Raw genomic sequence first — 15,528 nt, 5'->3', positions numbered from 1 at the left:
ATACATTGACGATGAAAATGGAACAAATCCAGAATTTTGTCATGACGTATTTGGAGACAACCGAGTGTCAAATTATCGAGAAATCACCTAATCACGTTACTGTAAAACTTTCACCTCAGGCTGATCGTGATTTAACGAACCGCCCTTATTATTGGGGTTTCATCGAGCGAACAGGTGCTGAGCCAGAAACGATGTCGTTCTCCTTTATCTTCGATCCTCAGAAACATCAGGCTGATCTGGACCTTCAAGCTGCAGAATCGGCAGCACTAGGAACAACGGGGACAACAGCTCCGCAGGAAGACAGTATCCTCGGACGTTACTTCGGTGTAGTCAGACCACTACCAATACTTGGTCCAGGAAGGATTCAGCGTGAGGAGCTTACATTTGGTAGTCCAAGGCTCCAGCAGATTTTTGCTGCGGCACAGCGCGGTGGACGCTGCGTCTATTTATTTGAGGATCCTGGACAGCGGCAGCGCATGACTTTACTTCCTGCAGCATATGAACCGTGGCTAGCTGTATGCTTCAAGGTCGAGCTCTCCTGCGATGTGAAACGTGAGGAGTTACACTTCTATGGGATATCTTTACTAAGTGGAACGGTTGATGAAATGTTCTCCTCAAGAATTTCAGACAAAAGCTGGGTGCCTCGCGTACCCGAGAATGTGGCTATCGAGCCTTCAAGACTCTCACTCGCTGATGGACGCGATATACTCCAATCCCGATTACAAGAGAAAATCGAAGCTTACGATCACAGCTGGGCCGAAGCGGCCTCCGAACGTCTGAGAGAGGAACTCATGCTCATTGAGTCCTATTACGGAGATCTATTGGAGCAACCTGATGAAGAACAAAAGCAAGCCATTCAGGAGCAGTTCGAATCCAGACAAGGAGAAATCCGCTGGCAGTACGAGCCGAGAATTGTCGTATCTACCGTGAACTACGGCATCTTTCATCTACGTTCGCCGCGTTGACCAGAAATTGACCCTACTCGCTAAAAGACCGCAAAAATAGAAGCTAAACAACTTGTAACAGCGCGACATGTTGTAACACCATTTTTGAGCCCACTCCAATACAATGGACAAGCAATCTAAGCTTCATCCCATTGCCACGCTGTGAACGGTTCAATTCAAATGAAATGAAGGTGTAGAGACTTGAATATCTGGAAACCGACTTCAATAGTAGCCAAAATATTACTTAGTACAATCCTTCTCCTGCCTATCGTCCTGCAGCCTCAAGTAAACGTGCTACATGCGCAAGTGGCCCAATCCGCCCAGGCTTTGGACACAGCGCCTGCTGATCTTCGAGACTATGTTGCAGATGTGATCAAACAATTAGCCTCTTCCGAGACCCTCTCCACCTGGGATGATGCCGATTCCGTGATCGAGCCACTTGGTCCAGGGACGCACAGCTGGCTTGTGACTATTAAGACAAAGCAAGCTCCTCCCGGCTATCTCATTATTTCCTCCACAGAAAGTGGTGAGTATAAACTGGTTGAGTACGGTAGTGGTCCCGACTCCTTATATGTTCAATCCACCCTGGAGTCCGCTCTCAAAGGAAGCGGACTATCCAAACTGGGAGTTATTACAGAAAATGCAGTTCCGTTATACGGAGGTCCCGTATTAGCGGAATGGGAAGTGGCTAAACCTAATTCCAAAAATTCAACTCATTATCTGAACGCCTTAACAGGAGAATTGTTACCGGAGAGCAAGAATAGCTGGGCCCAGCAAGTAGCTGCTTATCGTGCCCCTGAGCTTGCTGTAGGAAGTGCCCAGAAGGAATTATCACCTGAACGAACGGTTCATACTTCCAAAGTTTTTGATCCTTACGATAATATTTTATGGATGACGGAGAAAGCACTACAAGTTAAGCAAGAATCATTTGAAACCTTATTGAATGTAAGTAAGCGACTTGTTTTTATCTCATCTGGTCCGAAACGCACTTATTCGATGTCATTACCTATTCACGGTTACCAAAAATGGTCCGGATCTAATTCATCAACATATTCTAACGAATCTATCTATGTTCTGACTGGAACAGACTCATCTTCCCGGTGGATTTCACTTCATGCACTATTGGAATGTGGCTATTTTGTTACTTATAAAGGTTAAAAAATAAACGGTTGCTTTCCCAGTTATTATGGGTCAGCGACCGTTATTTTGTACAAACCATGAAATTAGCTTCATCTACAAAAGCCGGGAGGAAGTTTGCTTATCTCTTTTTCGCTTAGTCGGAATCCGTTTCATCCATAAACCAATCGAAAAAGGGATCATCCCAAACCATAAATGTGACCACGATTCCTTTGGTTTAGCGCGTTCTTTACGGATCTCTTTTGGGGTCTCAACATAATTAACAACCCTCTCCGTAATGTATTTCACCAACTCATCACCTTTTGCCATATTTCCCACTCCTTTCATTCAATCTGATCTTGCCTAACTATAGCTTGCACCGATTCACCTCAGACTAATCAAAGGATTCCGATGATGCATGCATGATTTAACAACTTTCGGCTCAACCTATAGAAAAATAAATCTTGTAGGTGAGATCATGAAACGTCATTCGTCCCTCCTAGTCCTGCTTATCACTGCGCTAGCGGCTTCCTGCCTATGGACTTCTTCAGCCCAAGCTGACGATAAAGATCTACGGCATGCATTTCCAGAACCCGTCATCTTAATTGATGCCGGTCACGGCGGAATCGATGGCGGTACTTCCTACGGAGAAATTTTGGAAAAGGATATCAATTTAGCTATATCTAGAAGGCTCTATATGGTGCTTCGTAGTCATGGCTATCGAACGATCCTCAACAGAACTGGTGATTATGCCTTGAGCGATGATAATCGCTGGTTACGCAGTCGTTCCAGGCACATAAGAGATTTAGCCCAACGTAAACAACTTACTGAAGAACTACCCGCCGAAATCGTCGTCAGCTTACATGTGAATTGGGGTCGGAACAAATCAAAACGTGGACCTTTGGTCCTTCATCAAGACGAAGGTCGCAGTGCAATTCTGGCATCTAGTCTACAGAATTCACTTGAAACGCTGTATGGCACCGCACACCCTACGCAGCTCGGCAAACCTTTCTACCTTCTCAAGCATGCGGATTCGCCCGCGGTTATTGTAGAGACAGGTTTTATAAGTAATGCCGAAGACCGCAACATGCTCATAAGCACGCGCGGTCAACAAGCCATTGCCGAAGCTATTTATGCTGGAATTGTGGAATATTTTACGGTAATATAACTCCCGGTCCCGGACTTAGTTCGGGACTTTCTTTTTCCCGCACTAAGTCCGATATGCCCACAAATGTAACTCCTTGTTTCTGAAATGCTGGAATGAACTGCTTCAGTACGGTCGCCGTCTTCAAACCCTGAGTACCCACATGTCCAATCGTAACGCAGCGTCCTTCCTGCATCAATTTCTCTTGAACCTTCCGTAATTGTCCAGAAATATGTTGCTCCGTTTTAAAATCGTCTAAGAAGATCTCATTATGAACCTCGGGCATCCCCTTCAACTCGGCCAATTTTGGAACTACTGATCGATAGTTCGTACGACTATCAATGAAGAATAACCCCCGTTCCCGGCAAACATCAAGAATGATGGACATCACCTTTTCATCCCCCGTGATCCTTGAACCCATATGATTGTTGATTCCTATAACATATGGAACATTATCAATTGCCGCTTCTACCCTCTTTCTTACTTCCTCAGGGGACATATTCGATAATATTGCCCCAGGCCCTAACCACTTCGGATTACCGTGCTTAGGTTCCATGGGAAGATGAAGCAGCACGTCATGGCCTTGTTCATGTGCCCGCCGGGCATCCGCTTCCGTCGTTCGTAGAAACGGCATAATCGCCACCGTAAGTTTCACTGGCATCTTCATGATCTCTTCCGTACCCTTCATTCCATTACCGAGATCATCAATAATAACCGCCAATTTCTGCTCCCTAACTTCCTTACCTTCTGCCTGCAACGGAGCCTGCTCCATACTCCACTGTGTCGCTGCGGTCGCTATCGGGTTACACCCTAACACAGTAAGAAGGACAACGGAGAATAGACTTAACAGTACTCTGCTTCTTCCATTCAAATGACGCATACGGTCCCTCCTTTTATTGTTCGATCAAATCACTTTTTATTGCCCTACGTCTAACCTGATAAGTCCAAATAAGATCGACTAAGAACAGTAGCAAGAATACAGGGCTAACCATTGCCCAGACGGATGCCATTGTTGCATATATCCCTTCAATGGAAGGATGAATATATCGCAGGAACACGAATGACAAGACCGCCCAATATAGTGAGAATTTCAGACAAATATGACCATGCAATTGCACTCGGTTCTCTGAATAATTCCACCACTGTTTATGAAATACTCTGTTAAGTAAATAACCACTCACATACTCAACAACCGTGGGAATGATTAAGCAGAGGAGCCCAACAACAAAGGGACTACGTCCAGTACCCAATAACAACAATAATAAAGGGGCAACCCCATACATTGGTTTATAAGGTCCTTTAAGAAAACCGTCTTTTGCAAACACTCCTTCAGTCAAATAACTATACCCATTCTCCAAAAGCCAACCAAATAACGAGTAAACCAGAAAATAAAACAACAACGCATCCATAGTCATGTTAGCATCAGCCTTTCGACAGATTGATAAATCATCTCTCCTAGTATGACTGACCATGCCTTGATTAATGCGCCAAGATGAAATCTGTAGAATCAAACAATGCTATACACGAGGCAAAAATAAAAAGGAGCATCTTTAGCTTTCGCTAAATGATGCTCCTTCGATCTAGGATTCCCTTTTATATCGATTCCTGTTTTGTTGTACATTTCTGGATAAGTGATATTTGGCCAGCATGAATTCCAGCATGATACATAAGTCGTCCAACAGCTTCAAGCGGTGTTGAAGCTCCGATAGGGCACTCCTTCTGCTTATTCCATTCTTCTTCAGGAAGAGCCTCCATCGCTTGGATCAAATGTGTATTCGACTTCTCGAGAAATTGTATTAGCTCCTGAAGATTACTTTGAGATACCTTATTATTAGCGGCACCACGACTAGTTAGAATCTCAATGTCCCCAGGTATCGGCCTTCCAAAGAACCAATCGGCAACCATATACTCGACTTCAGCATTATGTCGCAGCATGTTTCCAATCGATGAAGGACCTAATTGCAATGTTAGATCTTGTTCTGGCAATTTCTTTACCATACTGTGAAATCGATCCTGAGTCGAATTCCACAATGGCAATATGGTGGAATAAGTCATCCTAGTCACCCCTTTTTATGAAGCCTTAATTTGCTTTGTCATCTTTCTGATCATGCCCATCACGAGTAACATGCTCGAATTTATCAGCCATAAGATCAATATCAAAGGCTTGACCGAAACCTGCAACGTAACGACCTTGTAAAGGGGTAACTTCAAACAAAGAGAAATCGAGCGTACGTAACATATCTATCATTTTTTTATTGAACACTTCTCCAAACAGCTCGAATATTTCTTCATATCCTTCATTACCGATATTCTTCGCCGTACAAACAAACCTGGCCCGTTGTCTAGCAAACATATTCGCTGTGGACGCTTCATCTTCAATTAGCATGACATCCACCGTTTTATTATTTTCTAAATGGTAGTAATGATGTGCAATCTGACTAAGATAAACATACAATTTACCCTGATACCTAACAAAAGGTGCATAAGAAATGAACGGCTGACCCTTTTCATCAACAGTGCTTAACATGACCGAAGTTAAACTACTAGTAAAATCTAAATATTGCTTCTTTACTGTCTCGAGATCCATTACTTTCATAGTTTTTCCTCGTTTCGTTTATATTTTATGAAGAACATGAATACGTGGGCGCGGATTGTTAGGCAACTGCTCAATCTCTGTCTCAACACCGTATACACTCCGAATTAACTCTTGCGTCAGTACATCCTGTGGTCGTCCATAGGTTTGCACAGATCCTTTTTTAATGACACATACCTTGTCACTGTAGGTACTTGCATGATTTAAATCATGAAGAACCATAACGACTGTAAGCTTTAACTCACGGTTTAACGATTGAACTAGATCAAGCACTTCCAGTTGATGGGCGATGTCCAAGTAGGTCGTTGGCTCATCTAGAAGCAATACCTTAGGGCACTGGGCAAGTGCCATAGCAAGCCATGCCTTTTGCGCTTCTCCACCGGACAAGGTGGATACCAGACGTTCCTTGAAATTCTGCATCCCAGTCTTCATAAGTGCCCACTCAATGATTTCATAATCTTTTGCATCCATACGCTCATACCACTTTTTGTGAGGCATACGTCCATAGCTGATTAATTCCCCAACGGTCATATCCATCGGACTTACATTACCCTGACACAGCATGCACATCAATTTGGATATTTGCTTATTGTTAAGTTGGTTAGTTTCCTGATTCGCAATACAAATTTGACCGCTTTTACATGGTATAAGGCCTGTTACACCTTTTAGAATGGTAGATTTACCAGAGCCATTTGGCCCGATAATCGATACGACCTCTCCTTCTTCCACATCGATCGAGAAGTCATTTACAATGGTTTTATCCGCATAACGGATAGAGAGAGAATGAATATTTAGCATATCAGGCACCTCCTTTTCTCATGAGATATAGAAAATAAGGTCCTCCCGCCATAGCCATGATGATCCCCGCCGGTATTTCCAGTGGACTAAATAAAGACCGACCTGCGGTATCCGCAATAATTAATATCATCGCCCCAAGCAACAGGCTAAGTGGGAGACTATGCTTGTAATTGGATCCAATAATTATACGGGCCATGTGCGGTACGATCAGACCAACAAAGCCGACAAGCCCTACCTTGGACACTGAAATCGCAGCTAGGAATACAGCAACAAAAGAGAGCAAAAAACGAACCCGATTTAAATTTTGCCCTAAATTATGTGCGGCCTGCTCCCCTAACCGAAGGATATTAGCCTGACGAATACACAGCAATGCCATGACCCAACCTGCTACGGAGTAGGGAAGGATGTTTAATACATCCTTCATCCCTTTACCGGACAAGCTACCATTCATCCACGAAAGCGCGGTAGGTAGCTTATCACTGTATAGAATGGAAAGTAATCCAATCACACCACCAAATACAGCGTTGACTGCAACACCAGATAAAATGATCCGAATCGGAGTATATCCACTCTCCTTCTTCCAAGCCCATGCATAGACCATAATGGCAGCGAGTCCCCCGCCTACAATGGCTGCAAGAGGAATGAATCCTGAATACTCAGGAGCAACGAGCATGATAAATAAAACAGTAACTGCTGCTCCACTAGACACTCCAGTCAATCCTGGATCGGCTAATGGGTTATTCATTACTGCTTGTAAAAGTATGCCGGAGGCGGCTAAATTAGCACCGATAATGAGTGCCAACAGCACTCTTGGGATCCGAATATCCCACAGGATCGTGTTGTCTGCATCCTTCCCGGAGCCAATTAACGTCTGCCACGTCTGTGAAAGTGTAAATTGAACACTCCCAATGCCAATCGCAAAAACAATAGATACTAGGAGCAGCAGCAAAGCAATTCCTAAAATCGTAGCTTCCTTCTTTTTGAAGTTTCTCGCCAATTTACTGCTCCCCTAACTTAAATAAACTTAGTTGTTATATAATATTGCAGCTAGATCCTTATAGGCATCTGGTGCTTTAACAAGCGAAGCGACACCGTAAAGATTGTAGTCAAGGGTAACCATTTTCCCATTCTTAAACGCATCAAGCTTCTCCCATACCCCATTCTTCTTCACATCTTCCTCAAACTTTTGGGCAACAGCGGTTGGATCACCATGCGCCACCAATAAGATTACATCCGGATTAGCTTCAACAATCGATTCCATATTCAGTGGAACATAGGTCTCAGATTGCTTCAAAACAGAACTCAGGACATTTGAAGCACCAAGTTTCTTAGCCAGACTACCTGCAAATGTATCCTCATTCATCAGCATAAGGGACTCAACTGAACCGAATAGAAACATCACGCTAGGCGCTGATTTCCCCTCGATAACTTTGAGTGCTTCAGCTTCCGCATTAGTAAAGGTAGTGAGCACCTCTTTGGCCTGATCTTCTTTTCCATAGATTCGACCAAGCGTAACCAACGATTCCTTAAGCTCATCTAAGGAGTCAACCGGCAAGTATGCAGCGGGTATACCAGACGGTTTGAGCACTTTATCAATGCTGTCCTTAATAGATGCAGGAGCAAGCACAATATTAGGCTCAAGTTTGGCAATTTGTTCGAGATCCGGAGAGTGAGAAGAACCGACACGCTGAACGTTAGCATACGAATCAGGCAACTCGCTCTGCGTAGTTGGCACACCCACAAGATCAAGTTGAAGTGCATCGTACAGCTCCGTTATGGCAACAGATAAAGTTACAGCTTTAGCTGGTTTTTCCTGACCAAATTGCGCTTGAAGCTCTTGGACCCTAGTCTCGTCGACATTTATTGATACTTCCGTATTGTTGCTAGCATTTGCTGCATCTGGTGCATCTGTTGCAACTACATTGGATTGCTTGTTGCTGTTCTCTTGATTCTTGTTGCTAGCTTCTTTATTACCACATGCTGTTAGTGCAATGACAATCGAAATAAGTACGATGATTCCCCAAATCTTCTTCATAATTTCCCCCATAAAATTCAATTGATATTGATAACCATTCTCATTATACATAGAATGATAATCATTATCAATAAAATTCTTATATTTTAATTTCTATGCGTCACTGCTTCAAAGAAGTCGATTAAAACACATAAAAAAAGTGAGCTTGACTAGTAAAACTAGTTAAGCTCACTTTGAATCCATCTATCAATCTTCTAGAATAATTGTGTCTCCTGTAGCCAGATACTGTAGTTTCTCTTGTAAAACTGTTTTTAAAATTTCATATCCCCTTTGTCCAGTGCAGTGACATGTATAGATTGATTGTATAGGAAGGTTATCCAAGGTACTCGCTGTATCAACGATTTCCTCTTTTGTTTTTCCTAAGGTATTGATGATCGGTATTCCAATCAGATGAAATCCCCCGATCAATGCGGCAATAGACCTATTCGGAAAATGCTCCATTGCAGTCCTGGTCATACTTACAATCCCATGATGACTACACCCTGTTATGAGTACAAGTCCTTTCGTTGTCTCCAGAACTAACATCAATTCATGATTGAAATCGTCCAGCTTTCGCTCATTCTTAGGACCTTTGTATAAATGCTTCTCATGTGCATTGGTTGGTGCTAAAGGAATAAGAGTTGCTCCTTCAAAAATAACTAATTTCTCTGTTATTGTGTTTGCTCGCTGTTTATATATATTCAAAATGTTATCCGGAGCACTTACATTGTGATAATAAGGACCTATTTTCAACCAATGAGTTTCTAACGCATTTTTGCAAAAATAAATCGGTGCTGTTGAATTCACTTCATTCAGAAAAGGTAAGCCGCCAATATGGTCTGAATGCCCGTGAGAAACCACCACATGGTCCACAATACTAAGATCTACATTTAGTTGCTTCGCATTATCTATGTATGTGCGGTCGGGTCCTGTATCAAACAGAATCTGACCGTGTTCAGCTTTGATCAAGAGTGATAATCCATGCTTAGCCGTATACTTACTATCACAACTAGTGTTCTCGAGTAACACGGTAATCTCCATAGCCAACTCCGTCCTTCTTCAATTCATGATTATGAGTTAACTATACTTTCATTTTTGATCAAGAACTATGACAACTCTCCTAAGATATAGTTTCAAATCTATTTAAAAGAAGAATAACTGAAGACACCCCAATACCACCGAAGCAGCAGTCAATATTTTAGCTGCAGTAATGTTTCCCATGTATCTCAGAATAACTCCAAAAGCCAACAGAATACTAAAAACTACAGCAATGACTCGCGGAGCAAACATATTACTCGCAATAGAAGTGAAATTCATATAACTGATCACAATACCTAAGATTACCGTAACTATGAAAAAAATATGGTTTATTCTTGGATCTTTTACGAGAAACAGTAGCAAGATACTAATCAAACTGACAATTGCGAGCGTAACAAATACAACTAACAAAATTCCAAGTGCCATTTTCTGCCCTCCTTCGTTCACAATACAATGATGATAAGACTATCTAATAACATCACCGTTATTCGCCACTTCAAAACACGATCCTGTTCGCTCTATATGTTGTTAAATGTCATATTTTATGTATTAATAATCGGTTTACCAATGTTCATATCAACCCTCCACTGCGGGGCTTGGGCGTTATCGCCCCAGTATTCATTTAGCCATCTAATCTTATCTTCATCAAATTCGAAAAATGAGGTGGCACGAAAGGATATTTCGGAGCTTTTTAACTCGACTTTTACCACTGAAACGACTAAATCATCCATAGCTTCTAGTCGCTCAATATCAATCCTCCAATTGCCTGGATATTCACAATTTGCCCTAACGAATTCATTCACATTAAAGCTCTCATTTGAATTATTCCAGTTGATAACAGCGTCTTCTGTAAAATATTGAAACAAATTATCCCAATTCTGTTTATCGATTTCAGCCCATAAATCAATGATCTTCTCTTTATTTGCCATTACTTCACCTCGTCCAATAAGAATTCACAAGTTATTCCGACCCCTTCATATTAGCACATACGTTCCCCCTTTAAGATGAGTTTTATCTCATATAAAAAAAGCCGATTGCACGTGCAATCGACCTGTATCTGACACCACTCATCGTGGTATACTCTTCTACTCTTGCTTTGATGAAGGGTTCCCTATGGTAACAGTAATCTTGGTCTCGTCTTGCGGGGCGCTAATCGCTATGATCCCACTCTCCGAACCCTGGAAAGGACGGACTTCGATCTGATATACATCAACACCTGTTCCAGAAATGAGTACAACATCCTTGGAGAGCAATGCTGCGCGGGGATGATAGATCAAAGTCTCACCACCGGACGGAACGTAGTCCACTTTTATGATGTCCGTATCATAGTCGTAGTGGTAACCTACAAGCAATCCACCTGTTGCCTGTGGATAAGCACGTTTTAATGCTACGGAGTAAGGTGATTCCTTGAATCCATCGCACCAGCACCAATAGGTGTTGCTCCAAAGGTTTCCTTCAAAAATGGCAAGCAATGCTTTGGATAGCTCGAGGGTCGCAGGATGATTGGTGAATGCTCCCCATTCCCCGATCAAGGTAGGAATGTTCAAACGTTCCTGCACCTTGCGATGAGTTGCATATATCAATTCAACGCGATCCTGATTATATATCTCGTAATGCTCCGTATCGACTACCAGATCATAACCATGGGGGGCGTAGACCTGATGATGAACAACTGTTCCCTCATCGTCCTGTACTAATACCAAGCCAGACTCCACTGCCATATTAGCAAAATAACTAGTTTCAAGCATTAAGAAGCCGTCCGGGACAACCGAACGAATCGCTGCTGCTGTTTTGTTGAAAAAAGGGGCAAGTACTTCACGCTCGAATACCTGAGAGGCGTCTTTCGCACGATCAACCAAAACTCGATAGATATCCATATCCGCCATGCCTTTGAGGATCTCTTGTTTATCCTCTTCATTGAACCAGAGCGCGGAGAGTTGTTCCATGTCGACTTCAGTCATTCCCATAACGGACTTGGCATAAGCATCGATAATTGCACCAAACACCAGTTGTCCACTTGATCCAGGATAAGGTTCGTTCATCATATCGTAGCCAATGATATTGGTACAATCGGCAAAGAATTGGGCTGCATATTTCCACATCGACGCATAATGATCCTGTAAACCTATCCCATCACTAGCGGGAGCGTTAGCCCAAAAATGATCCATTGCACGATTCAGTGCCGGACTTTCTAGATACGCATCACTCCATATTTGACCAACTATATGGGGCAGATTATCTGAGAAGGTCGCCCATTCAGGAGCCCCATCACCATAACGCGAACTATATAAATCCTGATGCATATCTAGAAAAACGTAAAGATCGTTTTGCTTAGCCCAGATGATTTGCTGTTTGATTTTAGCTAAATATTCGTTATCATACACACCTGGTTCCGGCTCCACACCATCCCAGATCAAACCTAAGCGAATCACATTGAACCCTTGCTCATGAAACCATGTGAACAGATCTTCACCGCAAGGTTCCACATAACCTTTGGCTTTATCCTTACAGACCAAGTTCACACCACTCAAAATTACCTGTGCCCCATCTTCATTTACAATACGTTGCCCATCCGTTGTAAGCTTCTTCATCTCTATTCTCCTTCCTCCATTTCAGTTACCGGAATGTAGATTTCAATGTAGTGATTGTTGTACTGATTAAATAGATTAATTTCAAGAGAACTTCCAGCAATCCTTAAACCACGTTTACGGATGAATGCTTTCATTTGCTCGTAATGATCATCTAAATCGGCATAACAGTCCTTGCTAATGATCACGCATTTTCTAGCACAAAAGCGGGGCTCAAATTTCTTGAACACGCCTGCAGTTTCATTCATCGGAAAGGTGGACAAAATCCCATTATGCAAATAACTGTGATAATTGCCCACTAGAAGGTTCTCCATCGACACGATAGAAATAATATGGCAGAAATCGAGCCACTTCTGTTGGGTACTGATTTTACTTAACTGCTGTTGCACTGTGCTCCCAAGCTTCTTGTCTGTACTTTCCATAACAGAATCCGTTAGAAACACCCAGCTAGGATTACTTTGAACTAATTCAATGACATCCCTTTCCTCGAAACGTTGAAACTTATCATTCAGAAAATCAAGCTTATGGGACAGATGCTTCAAATAGATCAACTGCCGATCGATATCCTTCTGCTTATGAACTAGCAACTCGCGCATATCATGCAAACTGTCATCTGTAAGGAGTGCTTGGATACGTTCAATAGGAACATCCATGGCTCTAAGCATTCTTATGGTGATCAGAGAATCTAACTGTTCAAGATAATAGTAGCGGTACTTATTGACGTCACGATGAGATGATAATAATCCGATCTTGTCATAGTAGCGAAGCGTATCAATCGGGATATTCAGAATATTGGATACTTCACCAATCGTAAATTTAAGCTTTATCATAATGCACTCACCTCCACCTTTTAAGGACCCCCTCTTCTAGCATAATTACTGAATGCAGATATCTCTTCCTCTTTTTTCTTATCGAATGGATAGAAAGAGATCGGGATTAGACCGATAATTACAGAAACCAACGGGATCAGACCCGTGGCCACCCTGATACCGAAGACTGCGGATTCAGATTGAGTTGCCGCAAGACCATCGTAACCAAATGCACCAATCACATTAATAAAGATCACAGTCTGTAAACTAGAAAATGCAGTGATAAATATTGAGAACAGACCGTTAAATAGTCCCGTTTTCCGTACACCGGTAGAACGCTCGTTGTCATCAATAATGAGTGCTCCCACTTGCGAGACCGCAGTTCGGATGTAATTCACTGTAAATACAATCATGATGTAAGAGGCGGCTACGGTCCAGATATTGCTAGCGAAAAAAATACCAACATAACCGAGTATAGCCGTGAGCGTTCCCCAATAGATACTTATTTTGGTACCACATCTCTTAATGATGTTACCCATGACCGGCAAAAAAATGAGAGCGATGATATGAGTGCTCGCATCTACAATCGTAGCGGTTAAACCGTCCGATTGCATCACATCATCCATATAGTATAAATAAGGGGTAAAGTAAAATCCTATAGGTCCAATCGTGATAATGGAATAAATAACATAGGTGAGGAATGGACGAGATTTTATAATCTTCCAAGATTCCTTCCAAAGATTATTCCCCTCAAAATCCTGGTTATTAAGGGATTCATACATTTTGGCATCGTCCCGTAACCCTCTTAAAGCCAAGGTGAAAAATATCGTTTCTGCCAAAATGACCGCGCTAAAAACCGGGATAATTACCTCACGTTTCCCATCTCCAACTAACAGTAAAGTTGGAATCATCGTAATTAGAAATGACAACGCTTGCGAAATGTAATTTTGTATGATGTTGACATCAACACGCTCTTCTTTGGTAGGGGCTGCAATTAAAGTATAAGATTGATAGGCCACACTGTAAGCGGTTGCAGCAGTGTCGTAAATAAATAATTCTACGGTATAGAGTAGGAATATCAACCACTGATCCCAAGACGGACTGGATAACATCATGAGAAAAGAGGAAATGATCATAAACGGTACAGTTACGCGCATAATGTAGACGTATTTCCCCCGATTCGGACGGTGTCTCATCTTATCAATCCAGACGCCGATCATCGGATCATTGATGGCATTCCAAATATTATAGATGAGGTACACCCAGCCGACATACTTAGGACTCAGACCAATCATATCCGTATAGTACTTAATAAACACATTATGTATGAGTACGCCCCCTACAGATAGGACAGGACCAGGGAGTGCAAGCCGCCATTTCTGCCCCATGGTAAGCCCTGTACTTGTAAAACGAAAGGCTCCTCGAATGGAGTGTATCACCTTTTTCAAAGGTATCATCCCTTCTCACAATTAGTACTCTGATCCTGTTAATATCCTTCAGCAACTCATCTTGCCATCATTATAAACTATGGAGTTACTCCAAGCTCAATAGGTTATTACAAATAAAAAAAAGGTTAACCAAATGAACTGGTTAACCTCTTGATAAGAAGAAATCTAGCCCCATATTCCGATAAGTAATATCCCAAGGAATATGACCACGGAACAACAGATTCGTTTCAATCCCTGCTGCTCTTTCAGAAGCAAAATGCCGAGGAATGTAGCGAATACAGTACCTATTTCCCGTAGGGGACTAATATGAGCCATCGGAGCCTGCTGCATTGCAAAGAGAAACAACAGATAAGAACCCGGATTCAAAATGGATCCTATAATGATGGTTGGTTTATTGTGCTTTATTTCATCCCAGATCTTCCGAGACGCTAGCACAGCTGGAGTCAAACCAAGAACGAAACCGATATTAGTCACTTCTAATAACGCTATTGGAGAAATATGCTGCAAGTTAAGCTTATCTACGAACACGTAGCAGGTTGTGCATAAGCCAACACATAATGCCATCAATACAGGCTTTTTGCTATGTATCTGCGAGTTTGCTTGTTTGGTTCTGGGGCTAATCCCACTAAGGACGACGAACCCGCTAAGCATACATATAATCCCGACCCAACCGAATATCGATAGGGACTCGCTAAGAAAAAGAACTCCAATGATCGGTACGAGTAGCGTACTCGTCCCCCGCATAATGGGGTAAATCTGTGATAGATCACCAAGCTCATAAGTTTTGGACAAGAGCCAAGAGTAAATGGCTTGTAAGATAACAGATAACAATAGAAGAACATACGAACTTGCATTCATCGGGTTCTGCCACAGCTCTATGATCAATACGGGCAACAGAACGATGGTTGCGACCATCATAATCGACCATAAGAAGACACTCTTATTACGGCTCTTCTTGGTAAACATGCTCCAGACAGCATGAGCCATACCGGAAGCTATGACTAGGAGAATAGGTAAAAGCATTTCAGATGTCAGC

General features: G+C 42.3%; 18 protein-coding genes. 3 read left to right on the top strand and 15 right to left on the bottom strand.

Translation table 11 applies throughout. From position 1 onward, the window contains the following. Window positions 1-5 precede the first annotated feature (5 nt). Together IEW05_RS05480 and IEW05_RS05475 are read left to right on the top strand one after the other, a co-directional pair. Window positions 6-965, top strand: coding sequence for a YqhG family protein (locus IEW05_RS05480; protein WP_188536587.1), 960 nt, complete (start codon window positions 6-8; stop codon window positions 963-965). Window positions 966-1,145: 180 nt separating this feature from the next. Then, window positions 1,146-2,102 (top strand): hypothetical protein, encoded by a 957-nt coding sequence (locus IEW05_RS05475; protein WP_188536585.1) that lies wholly within the window; start codon window positions 1,146-1,148, stop codon window positions 2,100-2,102. 75 nt (window positions 2,103-2,177) lie between these two features. Here IEW05_RS05475 and IEW05_RS05470 read toward each other — a convergent pair whose 3' ends face one another. After that, complete coding sequence (locus IEW05_RS05470) at window positions 2,178-2,390, bottom strand: YqzE family protein (protein ID WP_188536583.1); 213 nt, start codon at window positions 2,388-2,390, stop codon at window positions 2,178-2,180. Window positions 2,391-2,538: 148 nt separating this feature from the next. Between IEW05_RS05470 and IEW05_RS05465 the strand changes: the two genes are divergently transcribed. Then, window positions 2,539-3,228 carry an N-acetylmuramoyl-L-alanine amidase family protein gene (locus IEW05_RS05465; protein WP_188540736.1) on the top strand — a complete coding sequence of 230 codons (690 nt, stop codon included), beginning with the start codon at window positions 2,539-2,541 and terminating at the stop codon, window positions 3,226-3,228. On the opposite strand, the gene IEW05_RS05460 is transcribed toward IEW05_RS05465, so the two are convergent. The 14 genes from IEW05_RS05460 to IEW05_RS05395 all read right to left on the bottom strand — a co-directional run bounded on the left by IEW05_RS05460 (window position 3,215) and on the right by IEW05_RS05395 (window position 15,515). Beyond that, window positions 3,215-4,084: a divergent polysaccharide deacetylase family protein gene (locus tag IEW05_RS05460; protein ID WP_188536581.1), complete on the bottom strand. Its 870-nt coding sequence runs from the start codon at window positions 4,082-4,084 to the stop codon at window positions 3,215-3,217. The genes IEW05_RS05465 and IEW05_RS05460 overlap by 14 nt on opposite strands. Before the next feature lie 13 nt (window positions 4,085-4,097). Beyond that, a complete protein-coding gene (locus IEW05_RS05455) occupies window positions 4,098-4,619 on the bottom strand; it encodes a putative ABC transporter permease (protein WP_188536579.1) in 522 nt (173 codons plus the stop codon). Window positions 4,620-4,797: 178 nt separating this feature from the next. Further along, on the bottom strand, window positions 4,798-5,259 hold the full coding sequence (locus IEW05_RS05450; RefSeq protein WP_188536577.1) for a DinB family protein: 462 nt from the start codon (window positions 5,257-5,259) through the stop codon (window positions 4,798-4,800). A gap of 25 nt (window positions 5,260-5,284) precedes the next feature. Beyond that, window positions 5,285-5,800 carry a HugZ family pyridoxamine 5'-phosphate oxidase gene (locus IEW05_RS05445; protein WP_188536575.1) on the bottom strand — a complete coding sequence of 172 codons (516 nt, stop codon included), beginning with the start codon at window positions 5,798-5,800 and terminating at the stop codon, window positions 5,285-5,287. A gap of 18 nt (window positions 5,801-5,818) precedes the next feature. Continuing rightward, window positions 5,819-6,595 (bottom strand): ABC transporter ATP-binding protein, encoded by a 777-nt coding sequence (locus tag IEW05_RS05440; protein ID WP_188536572.1) that lies wholly within the window; start codon window positions 6,593-6,595, stop codon window positions 5,819-5,821. A gap of 1 nt (window position 6,596) precedes the next feature. Then, window positions 6,597-7,592 carry a FecCD family ABC transporter permease gene (locus IEW05_RS05435; RefSeq protein WP_188536570.1) on the bottom strand — a complete coding sequence of 332 codons (996 nt, stop codon included), beginning with the start codon at window positions 7,590-7,592 and terminating at the stop codon, window positions 6,597-6,599. Between the two features lie 27 nt (window positions 7,593-7,619). Beyond that, window positions 7,620-8,630, bottom strand: a complete 1,011-nt coding sequence (locus IEW05_RS05430; RefSeq protein WP_188536568.1) for a helical backbone metal receptor — start codon at window positions 8,628-8,630, stop codon at window positions 7,620-7,622. A 186-nt stretch (window positions 8,631-8,816) separates the two neighbouring features. Further along, window positions 8,817-9,650, bottom strand: coding sequence for an MBL fold metallo-hydrolase (locus tag IEW05_RS05425; protein WP_194434092.1), 834 nt, complete (start codon window positions 9,648-9,650; stop codon window positions 8,817-8,819). Between the two features lie 102 nt (window positions 9,651-9,752). Next, window positions 9,753-10,073: a hypothetical protein gene (locus tag IEW05_RS05420; RefSeq protein WP_188536564.1), complete on the bottom strand. Its 321-nt coding sequence runs from the start codon at window positions 10,071-10,073 to the stop codon at window positions 9,753-9,755. Between the two features lie 116 nt (window positions 10,074-10,189). Continuing rightward, entirely contained in the window at window positions 10,190-10,576 is a 387-nt protein-coding gene (locus IEW05_RS05415; protein WP_188536563.1) for a nuclear transport factor 2 family protein, read from the bottom strand. Window positions 10,577-10,732: 156 nt separating this feature from the next. Then, on the bottom strand, window positions 10,733-12,238 hold the full coding sequence (locus IEW05_RS05410) for a cellulase family glycosylhydrolase (protein WP_188536561.1): 1,506 nt from the start codon (window positions 12,236-12,238) through the stop codon (window positions 10,733-10,735). 2 nt (window positions 12,239-12,240) lie between these two features. Beyond that, a complete protein-coding gene (locus tag IEW05_RS05405) occupies window positions 12,241-13,065 on the bottom strand; it encodes a MerR family DNA-binding transcriptional regulator (RefSeq protein ID WP_188536559.1) in 825 nt (274 codons plus the stop codon). Between the two features lie 20 nt (window positions 13,066-13,085). Continuing rightward, the gene (locus IEW05_RS05400; protein WP_188536557.1) at window positions 13,086-14,501 is read right to left on the bottom strand and encodes an MFS transporter; all 1,416 of its coding nucleotides are present in this window, start codon (window positions 14,499-14,501) and stop codon (window positions 13,086-13,088) included. Window positions 14,502-14,657: 156 nt separating this feature from the next. Then, window positions 14,658-15,515, bottom strand: coding sequence for an EamA family transporter (locus IEW05_RS05395; RefSeq protein WP_188536555.1), 858 nt, complete (start codon window positions 15,513-15,515; stop codon window positions 14,658-14,660). Window positions 15,516-15,528 lie beyond the last annotated feature (13 nt).

The organism is Paenibacillus segetis (assembly GCF_014639155.1).
Taxonomy (GTDB): domain Bacteria; phylum Bacillota; class Bacilli; order Paenibacillales; family Paenibacillaceae; genus Fontibacillus; species Fontibacillus segetis.
This window is presented reverse-complemented; position numbering and strand designations above follow the sequence as displayed.

Excerpts from the sequence above, each read along its gene's own strand:
- IEW05_RS05470 (WP_188536583.1), bottom strand. The coding sequence starts at position 2,390 with ATGGCAAAAGGTGATGAGTTGGTGAAATACATTACGGAGAGGGTTGTT.
- IEW05_RS05465 (WP_188540736.1), top strand. The coding sequence starts at position 2,539 with ATGAAACGTCATTCGTCCCTCCTAGTCCTGCTTATCACTGCGCTAGCG.
- IEW05_RS05460 (WP_188536581.1), bottom strand. The coding sequence starts at position 4,084 with ATGCGTCATTTGAATGGAAGAAGCAGAGTACTGTTAAGTCTATTCTCC.
- IEW05_RS05455 (WP_188536579.1), bottom strand. The coding sequence starts at position 4,619 with ATGACTATGGATGCGTTGTTGTTTTATTTTCTGGTTTACTCGTTATTT.
- IEW05_RS05450 (WP_188536577.1), bottom strand. The coding sequence starts at position 5,259 with ATGACTTATTCCACCATATTGCCATTGTGGAATTCGACTCAGGATCGA.
- IEW05_RS05445 (WP_188536575.1), bottom strand. The coding sequence starts at position 5,800 with ATGAAAGTAATGGATCTCGAGACAGTAAAGAAGCAATATTTAGATTTT.
- IEW05_RS05440 (WP_188536572.1), bottom strand. The coding sequence starts at position 6,595 with ATGCTAAATATTCATTCTCTCTCTATCCGTTATGCGGATAAAACCATT.
- IEW05_RS05430 (WP_188536568.1), bottom strand. The coding sequence starts at position 8,630 with ATGAAGAAGATTTGGGGAATCATCGTACTTATTTCGATTGTCATTGCA.
- IEW05_RS05425 (WP_194434092.1), bottom strand. The coding sequence starts at position 9,650 with ATGGAGATTACCGTGTTACTCGAGAACACTAGTTGTGATAGTAAGTAT.
- IEW05_RS05420 (WP_188536564.1), bottom strand. The coding sequence starts at position 10,073 with ATGGCACTTGGAATTTTGTTAGTTGTATTTGTTACGCTCGCAATTGTC.
- IEW05_RS05415 (WP_188536563.1), bottom strand. The coding sequence starts at position 10,576 with ATGGCAAATAAAGAGAAGATCATTGATTTATGGGCTGAAATCGATAAA.
- IEW05_RS05410 (WP_188536561.1), bottom strand. The coding sequence starts at position 12,238 with ATGAAGAAGCTTACAACGGATGGGCAACGTATTGTAAATGAAGATGGG.
- IEW05_RS05405 (WP_188536559.1), bottom strand. The coding sequence starts at position 13,065 with ATGATAAAGCTTAAATTTACGATTGGTGAAGTATCCAATATTCTGAAT.
- IEW05_RS05400 (WP_188536557.1), bottom strand. The coding sequence starts at position 14,501 with ATGATACCTTTGAAAAAGGTGATACACTCCATTCGAGGAGCCTTTCGT.
- IEW05_RS05395 (WP_188536555.1), bottom strand. The coding sequence starts at position 15,515 with ATGCTTTTACCTATTCTCCTAGTCATAGCTTCCGGTATGGCTCATGCT.